This window comes from Parabacteroides sp. D25, assembly GCF_000307475.1.
Taxonomy (GTDB): Bacteria; Bacteroidota; Bacteroidia; order Bacteroidales; family Tannerellaceae; genus Parabacteroides; species Parabacteroides distasonis.
This window is the reverse complement of record NZ_JH976500.1, coordinates 55,690-72,584: the sequence shown is the minus strand read 5'-3', so window position 1 is coordinate 72,584 and position 16,895 is coordinate 55,690. Positions and strand designations below refer to the sequence as shown.

The 16,895-nt window shown below is 48.8% G+C and carries 14 protein-coding genes; 5 read left to right on the top strand and 9 right to left on the bottom strand.

What is annotated here, in order from left to right; genetic code table 11:
• The first annotated feature begins 82 nt into the window (after positions 1-82).
• A complete protein-coding gene (locus HMPREF0999_RS00245) occupies positions 83-1,549 on the top strand; it encodes a catalase (RefSeq protein WP_005858216.1) in 1,467 nt (488 codons plus the stop codon).
• 71 nt (positions 1,550-1,620) lie between these two features.
• Here HMPREF0999_RS00245 and HMPREF0999_RS00240 read toward each other — a convergent pair whose 3' ends face one another.
• From HMPREF0999_RS00240 to HMPREF0999_RS00220, 5 genes are read right to left on the bottom strand one after another with little or no spacing between them, the layout of a single operon-like run.
• On the bottom strand, positions 1,621-1,995 hold the full coding sequence (locus HMPREF0999_RS00240; protein ID WP_005858218.1) for a YbaN family protein: 375 nt from the start codon (positions 1,993-1,995) through the stop codon (positions 1,621-1,623).
• Positions 1,995-2,969 carry a methionyl-tRNA formyltransferase gene (fmt, locus tag HMPREF0999_RS00235; RefSeq protein WP_005858220.1) on the bottom strand — a complete coding sequence of 325 codons (975 nt, stop codon included), beginning with the start codon at positions 2,967-2,969 and terminating at the stop codon, positions 1,995-1,997. The genes HMPREF0999_RS00240 and fmt overlap by 1 nt, the downstream gene beginning before the upstream one ends.
• Before the next feature lie 30 nt (positions 2,970-2,999).
• Positions 3,000-4,784, bottom strand: a complete 1,785-nt coding sequence (locus HMPREF0999_RS00230) for a chloride channel protein (protein ID WP_005858223.1) — start codon at positions 4,782-4,784, stop codon at positions 3,000-3,002.
• Between the two features lies 1 nt (position 4,785).
• Positions 4,786-6,186, bottom strand: coding sequence for a sugar transferase (locus HMPREF0999_RS00225; protein WP_005858225.1), 1,401 nt, complete (start codon positions 6,184-6,186; stop codon positions 4,786-4,788).
• 2 nt (positions 6,187-6,188) lie between these two features.
• Positions 6,189-6,749: an L-threonylcarbamoyladenylate synthase gene (locus HMPREF0999_RS00220; protein ID WP_008779520.1), complete on the bottom strand. Its 561-nt coding sequence runs from the start codon at positions 6,747-6,749 to the stop codon at positions 6,189-6,191.
• A gap of 223 nt (positions 6,750-6,972) precedes the next feature.
• On the opposite strand from HMPREF0999_RS00220, the gene recJ reads away from it, so the two are divergent.
• Together recJ and HMPREF0999_RS00210 are read left to right on the top strand one after the other, a co-directional pair.
• Complete coding sequence (gene recJ, locus HMPREF0999_RS00215) at positions 6,973-8,697, top strand: single-stranded-DNA-specific exonuclease RecJ (protein ID WP_005858229.1); 1,725 nt, start codon at positions 6,973-6,975, stop codon at positions 8,695-8,697.
• Between the two features lie 9 nt (positions 8,698-8,706).
• The gene (locus tag HMPREF0999_RS00210) at positions 8,707-10,623 is read left to right on the top strand and encodes an ATP-dependent DNA helicase RecQ (RefSeq protein ID WP_010185069.1); all 1,917 of its coding nucleotides are present in this window, start codon (positions 8,707-8,709) and stop codon (positions 10,621-10,623) included.
• Positions 10,624-10,720: 97 nt separating this feature from the next.
• Here HMPREF0999_RS00210 and HMPREF0999_RS00205 read toward each other — a convergent pair whose 3' ends face one another.
• From HMPREF0999_RS00205 to HMPREF0999_RS00195, 3 genes are all read right to left on the bottom strand, one after another.
• Entirely contained in the window at positions 10,721-11,632 is a 912-nt protein-coding gene (locus tag HMPREF0999_RS00205) for a ThuA domain-containing protein (RefSeq protein ID WP_009274815.1), read from the bottom strand.
• 40 nt (positions 11,633-11,672) lie between these two features.
• Positions 11,673-12,530, bottom strand: coding sequence for an ROK family protein (locus HMPREF0999_RS00200; RefSeq protein WP_009274814.1), 858 nt, complete (start codon positions 12,528-12,530; stop codon positions 11,673-11,675).
• Positions 12,531-12,774: 244 nt separating this feature from the next.
• On the bottom strand, positions 12,775-14,451 hold the full coding sequence (locus HMPREF0999_RS00195; protein WP_029257245.1) for a putative transporter: 1,677 nt from the start codon (positions 14,449-14,451) through the stop codon (positions 12,775-12,777).
• 108 nt (positions 14,452-14,559) lie between these two features.
• Between HMPREF0999_RS00195 and HMPREF0999_RS00190 the strand changes: the two genes are divergently transcribed.
• On the top strand, positions 14,560-15,369 hold the full coding sequence (locus HMPREF0999_RS00190; protein ID WP_009274812.1) for a peptidylprolyl isomerase: 810 nt from the start codon (positions 14,560-14,562) through the stop codon (positions 15,367-15,369).
• A 12-nt stretch (positions 15,370-15,381) separates the two neighbouring features.
• A complete protein-coding gene (locus HMPREF0999_RS00185) occupies positions 15,382-15,771 on the top strand; it encodes a hypothetical protein (RefSeq protein ID WP_009274811.1) in 390 nt (129 codons plus the stop codon).
• Here the strand turns inward: HMPREF0999_RS00185 and HMPREF0999_RS00180 are convergent.
• Positions 15,765-16,886, bottom strand: coding sequence for a glycoside hydrolase family 43 protein (locus HMPREF0999_RS00180; protein ID WP_009274810.1), 1,122 nt, complete (start codon positions 16,884-16,886; stop codon positions 15,765-15,767). The genes HMPREF0999_RS00185 and HMPREF0999_RS00180 overlap by 7 nt on opposite strands.
• Between the last annotated feature and the right edge of the window lie 9 nt (positions 16,887-16,895).

Below are 16,895 nucleotides of genomic sequence, written 5' to 3'. Positions count from 1 at the left end.
AAAAACAATTGTTGTTTCTAAACAGTTTTATTTAAAGATTACTTTATCTAAAATTCTTTATTGCGACATAAAAACTAAAGTTATGGAAGACAAAAAACTAACTGCCGCCAACGGGCGCCCTGTTGCGGACAATCAGAACGTACAAACAGTGGGGCCACGTGGCCCGATGGTATTACAAGACCCTTGGTTCATTGAGAAGCTAGCGCACTTCGACCGTGAAGTGATCCCAGAAAGACGCATGCACGCCAAAGGTTCCGGCGCATTCGGTACCTTTACCGTTACACATGATATCACAAAGTATACGAAAGCGGCTATTTTCAGCGAGGTAGGCAAGAAAACTGACTGCTTTGTCCGTTTCTCCACCGTAGCCGGAGAGCGTGGAGCAGCCGACGCAGAGCGTGATATCCGTGGATTCGCCATGAAATTCTACACAGAGGAGGGTAACTGGGACTTGGTAGGTAACAACACCCCCGTATTCTTCTTGCGTGATCCCCTAAAGTTCCCGGACTTGAATCATGCGGTCAAACGTGACCCGAAAACGAATCTACGAAGCGAGGATAACAACTGGGATTTCTGGACTTTGCTTCCCGAGGCCCTGCATCAAGTAACGATTACGATGAGTTCTCGCGGCATTCCTTACTCTTATCGACATATGCATGGTTTCGGTAGCCATACGTACAGTTTTATCAACAATAAGAACGAACGTATCTGGGTGAAGTTCCATCTCAGAACCCTGCAAGGTATCAAGAACTTGAGTGACGAGGAAGCGGCTGCGATCATCGCCAAGGATCGTGAATCCCATCAGCGTGATTTGTTCGAGAGTATCGAGCGTGGGGACTTCCCGAAATGGAAATTCCAGATCCAATTGATGACTGAGGAGCAGGCCGAGACCTATCCGATCAACCCGTTCGACCTCACGAAAGTATGGCCGCATAAGGACTTCCCGTTAATGGATGTCGGTATCCTCGAGTTGAACCGTAATCCGGAGAATTATTTCCAAGACGTGGAGCAAGCCGCATTCAACCCGATGAATACTGTCGAAGGCATCGGCTTCTCCCCAGACAAGATGTTACAAGGTCGTCTATTCTCTTATGGCGACGCCCAGCGTTACCGCCTTGGCGTGAACCTAGAGCAGATCCCGGTGAACAAGCCCCGTTGTCCGTTCCATGCCTATCACCGTGACGGAGCGATGCGTGTAGACGGAAACTATGGAGCCGCAAAGGGTTACGAACCTAACAGCTTCGGCGAATGGAAAGACTCTCCCGAGAAGAAGGAACCGCCTTTGAAAGTACACGGGGATGTTTATAATTACAACGAGCGTGAGTACGATGATGATTACTACAGCCAACCGGGTGCCTTATTCCGTTTGATGCCGCCGGAAGAGCAACAGTTGTTATTCGGAAATACCGCCCGTGCGATGGGTAACGCCCAACTGTTCATCAAGCAACGCCACGTACGCAATTGCTACAAGGCAGACCCTGCTTACGGTAAGGGAGTAGCTGAAGCTCTAGGAATCAGCTTAGAAGAGGCCTTGAAAGAAGACCGATAAAGTAGTAAGGCTACGATAGAAAGCGATAAAAGAGGGATAACCCCAGTAATCCTATGGATGAACAGGTTATCTCATTCTTTTTTAGTAGGATAAGAGAGGATATGCCATGAGACCCCGATACTGATAAGCCCTAACAAAGCTTTCACCCACCAATAGCCGACTAGCAAAAGGGAAGTAATGATCGTAGATAGCCACATGATAGCGATCGTGATAATCTTGGAACGCAAAGGAATAGCCTTATCTTCCACAAAGCCCTTAATATGCGGCCCGAAATAACGATTGCTCATCACCCGGTTATAAAGCTTCTCCGAGCTACGGACATAAAACCAACAAGTCAGTAACCAAAAAGGAGTGGTCGGGAGCAAAGGGACAAAGATACCGATCGCTCCCAATATGAGAAAAAACGTTCCTAACGTAATGTATATGATACGTCTCGTCCCGTTCATCAGCCAACCGTATATTCCGCGATTTGCTTGAAACCATTCAGGAAGTCCGTTATATTCATCCGTTTCTTTCCGGCAAGTTGCAAGGAACGCAAGCGAAGAAAACCGTCCTTCACGGCCACGTCGATATACGATTTATGATCCGTATGGATAGAGCCGACCGGGAAGTTATGCTCCGCCGGACGTTTCTCTGCCTGGTAAATCTTTAAAGCCAGACGTTTGCCATCCTCAGAGATCAATTCCGTCCAAGCAGCAGGATAAGGAGAAAGCCCACGGACGAAATCATAGATATTCTTCACCGGCTGGTTCCAGTCGATATGACAGGTATCCTTGAATATCTTCGGGGCCGGACGCAACTCGGCGGCATCCTTATAGAATTCCTCTTGGGGAATAGCGTCTGTTTTTCCATCCAACAGTAAGTCCACGGTCTCGGTAACCAACCCCGCCCCCATCACCATCAAGGCATCGTGAACGGTTTCTACATCGTCGGTATCAGCGATCGGCAGATGTCTCTGACGGATGATCTTACCCGTATCGATCTCATGCGTAAGAAAGAAAGTAGTCACGCCGGTCTCCGTATCACCATTGATAACCGCCCAGTTGATCGGAGCGGCACCCCGGTATTGCGGAAGCAAGGAGGCATGCAGATTAAAAGTTCCCAGACGGGGCATATTCCAGACCACCTCCGGCAGCATACGAAACGCCACCACGATCTGCAAATCCGCCCGCAAGGCACGCAGTTCCTCCAAAAACGCCTCATCCTTCAACTTCTCTGGCTGTAAGACCGGAAGACCCACCGATACGGCATATTGCTTCACGGCACTCGGTTGAAGCACGCTACCATGACGGCCCATCGGCTTATCCGGCATCGTAATGACACCTACCACATTATATCCACCTTCTACCAAGGCACGCAGGCTCTCCACGGCAAAATCGGGAGTGCCCATATATACGATTCGTAAATCCTCTTTCTTCATGTACAATAAATTGGATCTGTTTTTAACAAGTTAGTCCCCGGAAAAGTTATCGACCAATACCTCCCGATAGGAATTAAATATCTTCGATTTCGACATAAAGCCGATATAATGGCCATTCTCATCGACCACCGGAAGATTCCACGCTTTCGTATCGTCAAACGTCTGCATGATCTGATCCATCGGCGTGTTGATTACGATCTTGGCCGGGGCGGAAACCATGAACTTCGATACATGGAAACGATTATACAACTCCGGACGGAACATGATATTCCGGATATTATCCAGCAAGACGATACCCAGCAACACGCCCCGCTCGTCCACAACAGGGAAGGTGTTACGCCCGCTTCGGGAAATAACCTTTACCATATCGCCCAACGTCATCTCCGGAGACACCATCTGGAAATCTTTCTCGATCACGCTATCCGCCCGTAGCAAGGTAAGCACCGCCCTATCCTTATGGTGCGTCAGCAACTCGCCTTTCTGCGCCAAACGCATGGAGTAGATGCTATGAGGCTCGAACATAAGGATCGTGATATAGGAACTGATCGAGACGATCATCAAGGGGAGGAACAAATCATACCCACCCGTCAGCTCGGCAATCAAGAAAACCCCGGTCAAAGGAGCGTGCATCACCCCGGACATAATGCCCGCCATACCCAGCAAAGCGAAATTCTTCTCTGAGATATACATCGTGAACGGGAAATAATTAGACGTATGCGCAAAGATAAAACCGGCGATACAGCCCAGATACAAACTAGGAGCGAAGATACCACCGCAACCCCCTCCGGCATTCGTGGCGCTGGAAGCGAATACCTTCGTAAGCAAGATCAAGGTCAAGAAGATCAAGACCCCGAAATACGTATCGTTCAGATCGTAAAACAAACTCTTGTCCATGATATGCGAGAACTGCCCGTTCAGCAACGAGCCGATCGTATCATAGCCCTCACCATATAGTGGGGGGAACAGGAATATCAAGATACTCAGCATCACGCCGCCCAACATGAACTTCTTCCAATACGTACCCAACTTCCGGTACATCCCTTCCACCTTGTTCATCACACGGGTAAAATAAAGGGATACCAATCCGCAAAAAACACCCAGCAAGAGCACGTAAGGAATACGCTCGATCTCGAATGCCTCGGTCTGAGAGAACTTAAACATGGCCTCGGTGCCGGTAAAGATATAAGACATCGTAGCCGCCGTCACCGACGAGATCAGCAAAGGAAGCACGGAAGTCATCGTAAGGTCCAGCATCAATACCTCAATCACGAACACCAACCCGGCGATAGGCGCCTTGAAGATACCGGCGATCGCTCCGGCGGCACCACATCCCACGAGCAACATCAACGTCTTCTGCTCCATCCTGAACACCCGTCCCAGATTAGAACCGATAGCCGCCCCTGTCAATACGATAGGAGCCTCCGCCCCGACCGATCCACCAAAGCCGATCGTCACGGAACTGGCTACGATAGACGTCCATGTATTATGCGGCTTGATACGGCTCTTTCGTTGCGAGATGGCATACAAGATCTTCGTCACCCCATGGCCGATATCGTCACGCACGATATATTTCACGAACAAGCCGGCCAACAAGATACCGATCACCGGATAAAGCAAATAGAGATAGTTCACGCCGTCAGCACTGAAATTACCCGTCAATACATGTTGTATGAAATGGATCAATTGTTTCAATATGATAGCGGCCGCAGCTGTGCAAATTCCCACGATAAAGCTGATAATAAGGATAAAATGCTTCTCCTTGATGCGCTTTTCCCGCCATAACAACAATTTATAGAATAACCCTTCGTTAGCCATTTTAAATACCTTTACCTGTAAACACTGTTTTAACTGTATAAATGAGAATCGTTATGTCCAGAATCAAGGACATATTCTCATAGTATAATATATCATATTCCAAGCGCTCGATCATCTCATCCACGCTGCCGGCATATCCATATTTCACCATACCCAACGAGGTGATTCCCGGACGTACATTATGCAGCAGATAGTAGAAGGGGGCTTTCCTCACGATCCGCTCGATGAAATATTTACGTTCCGGACGGGGGCCAACTAGCGACATATCCCCTTTCAGCACGTTCCAGAACTGCGGTAACTCGTCCAAGCGGTATTTCCGCATCACCCGTCCGAAGGGAGTGATACGGGAATCGTCCTCGGAAGAGAGCAACGGGCCTTCCTCCTCGGCGTTCGTGTACATCGTACGGAACTTATAGATCATGAAAGGCTCGCCCATGTATCCGATCCGTTCCTGACTGAAAAACACCGGGCCGGGGGAATCCCGCTTCACCCGCCAAGCGATATACAGGAACAAGGGAGATAAGAGCACCAAGAAAATCAGAGATAACGTCTTATCCATAAAGAGCTTTACATTCTGCTCGATGGGCAAGAAGTTGTTATCCGTCACGTCCACCAGCGGAACGCCCTTTATCGCCTTGATCTTTACTTGCGATAATGAACTGGATTTATCCGCCAATATCTTGATCGGCCGTTTATAACAATATAACGAATACAGGATATCCATCAAACGGTTATTATCCACCGTCTCCAAGGCGACAACCAGCTCATCCACCTTTTTCTCCTCTACGATCACCGGCAAAGATTCTAGCCTACCGATCACACGATCTCCGGCGACCCCGCCCTTTTTCTCCGTACCATCGGAGACAAAACCGACGATATTATAACCCAAACCATACAGGTCGTCGGCAATACACGCCGCCTTCTTCCCCGCCCCAATCATCAATACATTCAACGCCCATTCCCTGCACTTTATCTTCCGTAACCCGGCCTGCGTAATCAATAACCGGGGAATATACGTCAAGACAAACTGCAATCCCCATAAAGAGAAAAACATATCATAATACACGTGATAAGAACGGGGCAAGTCATTCAGCACTAAGGCAAAAAACAAGATCACGACACCGATCGACACGCTCCCAAGGGTAGAGAACAACTCAGTAAGCCTCGACTTACCGAACGGTTTATTATAATAACCGGAAAACCAATATAATACGAACCAGAAAAACGGGATCAATAGCTGCCCCTTCAATGAGGGGATATGCAGCAAAAAGGCCCCGACGGTATCAAACCCTTCATACACCGCCACCTCCTCATAGCGTATCAGGTTAAATAATAACCAGACTACCGACGACGCTATAAAATCCGAGACAATATATTTTCCGGCTTGTACGCTTTTCTTCATCCTTATCTAATTACCTGCACAAGCCCACCGGCTCCTAACTTGATAATGCCGGACGGAGCGGCCTTGCTCATATCGTCCTGACGATAACTCACGATATAATCCACACCCTCCTTGATCACCTCCGATACCTCGCTGAAATTAGCGGGAGAAGGCTCGCCGCTTACGTTGGCGGAAGTAGAGACCAAAGGTTTACGGAAGCGCTCGCACAATTTCTTGGAGAACTCCTCGTTCGTGATACGGATACCCACGCTACCATCGGCTCCCAATAGATTTGTCGCCAAGTTCTTGGCACTTGAGTAAATGATGGTCAACGGCTTATCAGACACGCTAATCAAATCCCAAGCGATATCGGGAACATCCGACACGTACCTATCCAATTTAGCCTCGCTGTCCATCAAGACCAACATAGCCTTATTGTCTGTCCTTCGCTTTAGCTCGTACACTCTTTGTACGGCTTTTTCATTGGTAGCGTCGCAACCAATTCCCCAGATAGTGTCTGTAGGATAAAGTATTATGCCGCCTGCGGCCATTACTTCGCAAGCTTTTTTAATATCTTCCGTCATTGTATTTTATAATATTTAGGCAAATGTACGAATCATTCTCCTACTTCAAAAAAATAATAACAAAAAAACTATTTTCTTTAAGCCATACCGGATATACCATATTTAATTTCTAACTTTACGGGTTGAAATATATTGCGGAAATCTCGCCTTTGTCATACGGTAGATTAAGGATGACAAGGTATCCGTAGTATCAGGCAAGCAAAAAAGAAAAAAACAATATATAATGATTAACAAATGGAACTTTCAAACCCCATCAGAAGAAGAGTTACATAAGAGAGACCAATTGGTGGCTGAATTAGGATTCAGCCCGGTGATCTGTCTCTTGCTCGTTCAACGAGGTATCACTTCGATCGAAGAGGCGAAGAAATTCTTTAAACCCAGCTTGAACGATTTGCACGACCCGTTCCTTATGCCGGATATGGATAAGGCGGTGAGGCGCTTGAACAAAGCCTTGGGGAATAAAGAAAAGATTTTGATCTACGGCGATTACGACGTGGATGGAACGACAGCGGTATCGCTCGTCTTCAAGTATTTAAGACCTTACTCGTCTACCTTGGATTTCTATATCCCGGACCGGTACGACGAGGGGTACGGTATCTCTTACAAGGGTATCGATTATGCCGCCGAGAACGGCGTGTCGCTGGTTATCTCGCTGGATTGCGGTATCAAAGCGATCGAGAAGATCGAGTACGCCAAGGAGAAAGGCATCGACTTTATTATTTGCGACCACCATATGCCGGACGCCACTTTGCCGGACGCTGTCGCCGTATTGGATGCCAAGCGCTCGGATTCTATCTATCCGTATGAGCACTTATCGGGTTGCGGAGTAGGATTCAAGTTCATGCAGGCGTTCGCCAAGAGCAATAATTTCCCGTTCTCGGATCTGGAGAAGTTGTTGGAGCTGACGGCGGTCAGTATCGCCTCGGATATCGTCCCGATTACGGGAGAGAACCGCATCCTCGCCTATTACGGGCTGAAGCAATTGAACAGCAACCCCAGCCTCGGGCTGAAAGGGATTATCGATATCTGCGGATTGACCGGAAAGGAGATCACGATCAGTGATATCGTCTTCAAGATCGGTCCCCGTATCAACGCTTCCGGCCGTATGATGAACGGGAAGGAGGCGGTGGAACTGCTACTGTCCAAGGATAGCGCCAGTGCCCGGGAGAAGAGCGAGAGCATCAACCAATATAATGAGGAACGCCGGGAATTGGACAAGAAGATCACCGACGAGGCTAACGCTGTCATCGACGAAGTAGAGAACATGGATGACCGGAAGGCGATCGTGGTGTATAACCCGGGATGGCACAAAGGCGTGATCGGTATCGTAGCGTCCCGTTTGACCGAGAAGTATTACCGTCCGGCGGTCGTTCTTACCAAATCGTCCGAGTTGATCACCGGATCGGCACGTTCCGTAACAGGCTTCGATATTTACAAGGCGATAGAGAGTTGCCGGGATTTATTGGAGAATTTCGGGGGACATACCTACGCCGCCGGGCTTTCCCTTCGGGAGGAGAACCTAGAGGCATTCACCGAGCGTTTCTTGAAGATCGCATCCGAGGAGATCATACCGGAGCAGATGATCCCGCAGATCGATATCGACGCTATCTTGGATTTGAAAGAGATCAACCAGAAGTTCGTGAACGACCTAAAGAAGATGAGCCCGTTCGGGCCGGACAACCAAAAGCCCGTATTCTGTTCGCTTGGCGTAAAGGACTACGGCACCAGTAAGCTCGTGGGTAAGGAACTGGAGCATCTCAAGCTGGAATTGATCGACGGAAACTCAAGCACCCCCATGCACGCCATCGCTTTCGGCATGCACAGGTACAACGACCATATCAAGGGTATGAAGCCTTTCAACATCTGCTACACGGTGGAGGAGAACACCTACAACGGCAACACCTCTATCCAGCTGATGATCAAAGACATCAAACCCGACGATATATGAGGAGGACAGGTGGACGTTTACCATAAGATATTAGAGAAGTATTGGGGATACCCTGCTTTTCGCCCCTTGCAGGAGGATATTATCCATTCCGTCTGTGCCGGAAAAGATACGCTTGGGCTGATGCCTACGGGTGGTGGTAAATCCATCACCTTTCAGGTGCCGGCATTGGCGATGGAGGGGATTTGCATCGTCGTCACTCCCTTGATCGCATTGATGAAAGACCAAGTGGAGAACTTACGCCGGGTCGGCATCAAGGCTACGGCCGTTTATTCGGGCATGAGCCGGCAAGAGATCATCACGCAACTGGAGAATTGCATCTTCGGGGGGTATAAGTTCTTATATGTCTCCCCGGAGCGGCTTAGTACGGATATTTTCCGGGTCAAGATGGAGGCCATGCAGGTTTGTCTGCTGGTAATCGACGAGAGTCACTGTATCTCGCAATGGGGATATGATTTCCGTCCTTCTTATCTCAATATCGCTGAGATCCGGGACTTATTGCCGGGTGTTCCGGTATTAGCCTTGACCGCCACGGCTACCCCGGAAGTGGTGAATGACATACAAGAGCGTCTGCGGTTCAAGGAGAAGAACGTATTTCAAAAGAGCTTCGCCCGCAAAAATCTGGCTTATATTGTCCGGAAGACGGAGGATAAGTTAAATACACTCGTTTATATATTGGGAAAAGTTCCGGGTACGGCCATCGTATATGTCCGCAACCGGAAACGCACCAAGGAGATCGCCCTCATGCTGCAACAGGCGGGTATCTCCGCCGATTTCTTCCATGCCGGGTTAAACCGTGACGAGAAAGAACTGCGTCAGGCCCGTTGGAAAAACAACGAGTGCCGGGTAATCGTATCGACCAACGCTTTTGGTATGGGTATCGATAAGCCGGACGTGCGATTGGTCGTGCATATGGATATGCCGGGATCGTTGGAGGAATATTATCAAGAGGCCGGACGCGGGGGGCGTGATGAGAAGAAAGCCTTCGCCGTGGCTCTTTGTTCCTCCACGGATAGCGCCAAGCTAAAGAAACGGCTGGCGGATGAGTTTCCGGACAAGGAGTTTATCTATCGGGTCTATGAGGCGTTGGGTAATTATTACCAGATCGCCGTAGGGTACGGGCTAGATACGGTACACGATTTCTCATTGACGGATTTCTGTTCCGCTTATAAGTTCTCTTTATTGCAAGCGCATCATGCCTTGAAGATCCTTGGGCTATCGGGCTATATCGAATATACGGAGGAGGTAGACAACGCTTCCCGCCTGATGTTCACAGCTACCCGTGACGAGCTTTACAGGTATTTAAGTGAGAACAAGCGAACGGATGAGGTGATTCAGACAATCTTGCGTTCTTACACCGGGTTATTCGCAGATTATGTTTATATAGATGAGAGCGTAATCGCCACCCGTGCGAGAGTGACACCTCACGAGGTGTATGAGACCTTGGTAGGTTTATCCAGATACCGGATCGTAAACTACATCCCGCATAAGAAAACCCCGTTGATTATCTATACCCAGACCCGGGAGGAACAGCGGTACCTTTCCATACCCCGCTCGGCGTATGAGGAACGCAAGGAGCGTTTCGGGAAACGGATCGAGAAGGTGCTGGAATATATCAACGAGGAGCGGGTATGCCGTAGCCGCATGCTCCTATCCTATTTCGGCGAGGAAGATTCCGCCCCTTGTGGCTGTTGCGACGTATGCCTATCGAAGCATGAATCACAGCTTATGAATTGGGAATTCAACGCTATCCGGGAAAGTCTCATAAAGATATTGGCCGGGGAATCCCCTATCCCCGTGAAAGAACTTATTGAGAAATTACCTTTCCCTCAAGAGAAAATCCTCACGGCCATCCGCTTTCTGGCGGATCAAGATTCTCAATTCACATTAAGCGACGGCTATCTATCGCACGAGGATTCAGCAAAATAGCACGATGCCCATCGTAAGCTCCTTAGAATGCCCATTGTTAGCTTGCTAGAATGCCCATCATAAGGAGCTTACAATGGGCATTCTAATAAACCATGTATCACCGCTTATAATTACTCCGATTAGATACTTGTTTTTCCGTCGGGAAATCAGCGGGAACCTTTTGGGTTACCTTGCCGGTAGCGGCCCATTCCGCACCTCTTAACAAGGTAATCTGGAAGCCGGCGCATTGCATAGCCGGACAATTCTCTACCGTTTCCCCCGCGTGCCCTAACATCGTATGAAATATACGGGCATTCCCATAATCAACCGTAAAGATCAACGGCTCCTCACGGCCGGAACCTCCGGTCTCCTTATCCGAATAAGCCGTATACAAGCAATCCTTTATATTTCCCGGGCCACGCATACGATCATATAACTCATCCTGCGCATGTTTCCATTTATTCGGCAACCCCTTCATGATCGGATGCTCATGGTTCCGGGCATTCAGCACATACTCATGTTGCTTGCCATGAGAGCCACCCACGCCCGCCGAGCTATCCTTTATCAACTTACCATCGCTCCAATATACATAGGGTCCCGCTTTCTCATCCCGGTTCTCCCAACCGCCCAAGGCACAAATCTTATTGTATTCCGGCCAGTTCACGAAGGCGTTATCAGCGGCATGATAGATCACGACACCTCCACCCCCTTGCACATACTCCAAGAAACGGCGGTTCGTCTCCTCCGGCCAAGCATCCCCATTATAATCCAGCACCACCAGCTCGTAAGGACTGAAATCCAAGACAAAGCCGGACATATCCTTCCCCGCCTCCGGAGAGACCGCAAAATCCACGGAGAAGCGTCCCGAGTTCTCCAATATCTGTTTAAGCACCACATGGCTCACCTGCCAATTATGGTTATTCTGCCCCGTTATTAATAACGTCTTGATCGGCTTACGGGCCGACATGCCGCATACAACCAGTAAAGCGGCCAAAAGGAAAACGACCTTCCTACAAAATACATGTCTCATGGTATGAATCAGATTTAAGTAAACAATTGATTATCCGTCTTTATTTATCATAACAAAGGGAAGCGGCACCGAATAGCCCCGGATTCTCCAGCTTAGAGAAACGTATCTTCAAGTTCTTGATAGAGTTCGGATAAGCGAAATCCTTCAAGTCCTCATACATGCTCTCCTCAAACAACTCATGGGCGGCGGTCACCGAGCCTCCGAAGACGATCATCTCCGGATCTACCGTCAATACCACGATCTTGATAGCGGCGGCCACATGTACGCCCAACTGCCGGTAAGCCTCCAGCGCCTGCTCGTCCTTCCGCATCGCACGGGTGTACATCTCCTTCCCATCCACGCCCCATACGTTCATGAAATAGGAACCGCTACAGAAATATTCCAAGATCTGTCCTTGGTACGGAATCATGCCAAACTCTCCCGAGCCACAATTAGCGTCGGCCAACAGCTTGCCATTCTGGATAATTCCACCCCCCAAGCCCGTACCCAAGGTGAGGCCCACGAAGTTATCAACCGTCTTTCCTTCGCCAAAGATACGCTCACCCAGAGCGAAGCAATTCGCGTCGTTATCCACATAAACCGGCACGGAGAAGCAAGCCTCCAAGATCTCCTTCAAATGTACCTCCTCCCAATGCGGGATATTCACCACGTTATATACGATCCCCTTCTCACGATCCACCACACTCGGCACACCGATACCGATAGCTACCACACTCTCGTCCCACACGGAACGGATCACCTCTATCAAAGCCTCCAATGTCTCCCCGCAATCCGCGGCGTCCTTGGGAGTCGGGGCGCTCCCCTGAGCCACTAATCGATCCCCTACGATACGGCCGGCACGCATATTCGTCCCCCCTAAATCCACTCCGATATAAGCGTTTTTCTTCTCTACACTCATTCTTTCCACGATATTAAATTAGATTATACTCCCACAAAGCTAACAAAAAAGGCAATGTTACGAATAACATCGCCTTTTAAACTGATAAATTTAATACATCTATGCTTTTTATTTTCCCCGGCGTCAACTCCATCCAGCACGTATACCGACATCGCCTCACGCCTACGCTCTCATAGGCCAACGTCGATATACGTGTGAGGCAATGCCGATATACGTGTAAGACGGCACCATTATAACTACCGCATCAAGCGAAGAACAAGATCAATAATTGCGCCGTAAGTACCCTCAAGAACATGGTCAAGGGGTATACCGTAGCGTAACCTACGGAAGGAGCGTCGTTTCCAGCCGTAGCGTTCGAGTAAGCCAAAGCGGGCGGATCCGTCGTACTACCGGCGATCAAGCCCATTAAGGTGAAATAATTGATCTTATAGAAATAACGGCCTACACAACCGATGATCAGCAAAGGAATCGTCGTGATAATGAAACCGTAACCGATCCAAGCGAATCCACCATTGTTCACGATCGTATCCACAAAACCATCGCCGGCACTGATACCCACACAAGCGAGGAAGAGGGTGATACCGATCTCACGCAACATCAAGTTTGCGCTCTGGGTCGTATAGGTAACCAACTTATAGCGGTAACCGAAACGGCTGATCAAGATCGCCACGATCAACGGACCTCCCGCCAAACCTAACTTAACCGGTTGCGGAATGCCCGGGAACGTGATAGGAATACTCCCCAAGACAATACCGAGGGCAATGCCGATAAAGATCGTGATCAAGTTCGGCTCGTTCAAACGTTTCATGGAGTTACCCAATACCTTCTCCACGTTAGACACGGCCGTCTCGGTACCTACCACATTCACACGGTCGCCCACCTGCAACGTCAGACCCGGCGTAGCTACCAAATCCACGCCCGCACGGTTGATACGGGTGATATTGATACCGTATAACTTGCGTAATTTCAATTGTCCCAGTTTCTTGCCATTCAAATCCGGCTTTGTAATCAAGATACGTCGGTTGATAAACTGGCTTTCCATACGAATCCATTGCTTACGCTCCATGTCAATCTCCTCGCCGATGAATGTCTTTACGGAATCGGCATCTTGATCGGTCGTGATCACGAAAATCTTATCATCCTCATTCAAGATCGTACCGGCGGAAGCGATCTCGATCTGCTTGTTATCATTACGCCATACACGGGAGATCACGAAATCCAGATGATCCATCAAACCGGATAACTCCCCTACCGTCTTACCGAAAACCGCCGGGTTCTTTACGACCAGCGAGATCGGCTTCGCCTCATTCGTATGCGAGGCATCCTCCTTATTCAAATCGTCATTCTCCTTATCGAAATTCACACGGAATACGTAACGTACGAAAATGATCGAAAGAATAATACCGATCACGCCCAGCGGATAAGCCACGGCGTAACCCAAGGCGATCGTATTATCAGAAACCCCGTACATATCGGAATAAGCCTGCTGAGCCGCACCCAATCCCGGAGTATTCGTCACCGCACCCGATAAAATACCCACCATCGTAGGCATCGGAATACCTGTCACGAAATGCAATACCAAAGCCGTAGCCACGCCAAGGAAGACAATTCCACAGGCAAGCATATTCAACGTGATCCCCCCCTGCTTAAACGACGAGAAGAAACCCGGCCCTACTTGCATACCTACCGAATAAACAAATAAGATCAATCCAAATTCCTTAAAGAAATGAATCACATTGTGGTTAACCGTAAACCCGAAATGCCCTAAAATAATACCAACAAACAACACCAAGGTAATCCCAAGTGAAATCCCAAATACCTTTATCTTTCCTAACTGGATGCCGGCGGCAATCACGAAAGATAGTAAAAGAATGGAGTGCCCGATACCTTCTCCCCATAATAAATCGTTTATCCAATCCATGCCAAAATCTTTAAAAATCTTATTACCTATTAATAAAGACGCGAAGTTAGGCATTTACTTTGTGTTTTACAACATAACGCCTATATTTACCTTTCAAATTAAAATCTCATGAAAAAGATCTATTATATTTTATCAGCACTATTCCTATGCTTGACAGCCACCTCTGCGCAAGAAGCGGGAAAGACAGTCGTGATTAAAACCAACGTAGGTACGATGAAAGCCATCCTGTACGATGATGTGCCTAATCACACCCGTACTTTCATCGAACGGGCAAAACGGGGGGATTTCAACGGGACCTTATTCACCCGTGTCCTGCCGGAGTTTATGATCCAAGGAGGAGCCCCGGATTCCAAGAACGCTCCCGCCGGTGCCAAATGCGGCTTTGGAGATCCTTCCGCCGAGATACCGCCCGAGATCAACGAGAAATATTTCCATAAGAAAGGAGCCTTGGCCGCTCCCCGCCAACCGGACGATATCAACCCGCAAAAGAAATCGGATATGTCGCAATTCTTTATCGTGCAGGGGAAGGTCTATAGGGAAACCGAACTGGATACGTTAGAGCGTACCGCCAACTATCCGGCCCGGCAAAAGGCCCTGAAGGAGTTTTACGCGCCGGTACGTGCGGAGCTGAATATGATAAAGATGAGTAACAAACGGGAGTACCAGAAGCGATTGAGAGCGATCAACGCCCAAATAGACTCCGTTATTCAAGCAACTCCCGGGCATTTGCTATTTACGGACGAGCAACGGAAGGCTTATACCACCGTAGGCGGTTGCCATCATCTGGACGGCACTTATACGATCTTCGGGGAGCTGACGGAGGGGTTCGACGTTCTGGATCAGATCGCCACCCAGCCGAAAGACCAGAATGACCGTCCGAAGAAAGACATCCGCATCCAAAGTATAACGATCGAATAATTCACCACTCCTATGTTAAAGAGAGATTTCATCATGGTACAGATCGAGGAACTGGGCAAAGTGATCGCTCAGATCATCTTCAATCGTAATTCCAACGATGGGGCACGCAAGAACCCCGAGTTAATCCAATCCGTCTACACATCCTTAAAACTGGATAACGATTTCTTGCTGAACACGCCTATCGACGGCATCCGCACTTATCTGGACGGTGATGACTCGTGTGGCCTCCAACGCATGGAGCTGGCGACCAAGACCTTGCTGGAAGAAAGTTTCCTTTTGCCGGAGGCGCAAGGTAATAAACTCCGGGCAAGAGCGAAAGAGCTATTGGAATATATCCAACGCAACGACACTACGTTCTCGTTGGAACGAGTGGCGTTGCTGGAAGAGATAAATAACTATTGAATAGATTGCGGATCGGTGGTAGGGCCTTCCACGACTAGAAGGCCATTCTCATCGATTCGCATTTTATCGATGAATACGACCCGCTCATCCCCTGTCTTCTGGGTACGCCCGTGATAAACGCAATACATTTGTTTTCCGTCCTTCGACCAAGTAACGCTATTATGTCCGGTACCCGTGACGATACCGCCTTTTTCCACGTTCTTCTCCAGCACCGGATTATTAGATGCCTTCTCAAACGGTCCTAACGGATGTTCGGACACGGCATATCCCACCGCATAATTTGCCCCGCCAAAATAATTAGCGGAATACATCATATAATACAAGCCGTTGTGACGTAGCATGAAAGAGCCTTCCGTCCAACGACGTCCGACCTCCCCTTTGGTAACCGAGCGACTTTCCCATTCACTTTGCGCATCATCCAATTTTACGGGTGGACGCAGCAGAAGTACGGGTTCCCCAATCACGTGCGTAAGATCCGGAGCGACCTCCACCCCGTAAATCCAGCTTTCCTCAACGGAGTCGAACATGCCTTTCTTCTTTGCCTCATCGGCGATCTCGCTTTCTACCGGATGCTTATAGCAACAACGGGAATAATAGAGATAGGTACGGCCATCCTCATCCTCGATCAAGTTTCCGTCGATTACAGGATATCCCGGATCGAACAAAGGAGCATCGGCCAATTCCTTAAATGGTCCGGTCGGCTTATCCGACACAGCTACGCCGATACGGAAATTTTCCTCCTCGTTGGTCGGATTCTTCCGCCAATCCGCGCTGAAGAACATATAGAACTTCCCGTCACGCTCGTACACTTCCGGCGCCCAGAAATTAGCGATTGCCCAAGAATCGGGCGTATTACCCCGATAAACCTGCCCTTCCGACTTCCAATGGATCAAATCATCGGAAGAATAGGCGCAAAAACCGTCTACAGCCCCGGCACCGGTACCATACATATAATAACGTCCGTCCGAGGCCAACAATACGTATGGATCGCCAAACTGGACCGACAAAGGATTACTGTACGTTAATTCCGGCTCTTCCGCAGCAGACTTCTTTCCCGTACAACCCGCATTCAAACACATAAGAACTCCCAGACAAAGGGATATTCCTATTTTCATACCACTTTT